1 protein-coding gene is annotated in these 237 nt (G+C 65.0%); it reads right to left on the reverse strand.

Features of this window, described 5'->3' with window-relative positions:
* On the reverse strand, positions 1-237 hold a 237-nt coding region (locus R0J87_RS24505; protein WP_498889645.1), incomplete at both ends, for an NADH-ubiquinone oxidoreductase-F iron-sulfur binding region domain-containing protein.

The raw sequence follows: 237 nt of genomic DNA on the forward strand, positions 1-237 counted from the left end.
CTCGATAACTCGAGCAGCAGGTCTAGGTCCTTGGTGGTGCCGTCGCCCTGTTCGATGCGGGTGAGGATCTTGTACATCCACGCGCCGCCCTCGCGGCAGGGGGTGCACTGGCCGCACGACTCGTGGGAGAAGAAGCGTGCGGTGTTGCGGGCGACCATGACCATGTCGGTGTCTTCGTCCATCACGACGACGCCGGCGGTGCCCAGGCCCAGGCACTGGTACTTCTTGCCGATGTCG

Origin of the sequence: Halomonas sp. SIMBA_159 (assembly GCF_046536035.1) — a bacterium.
GTDB lineage: Bacteria > Pseudomonadota > Gammaproteobacteria > Pseudomonadales > Halomonadaceae > Vreelandella > Vreelandella venusta_A.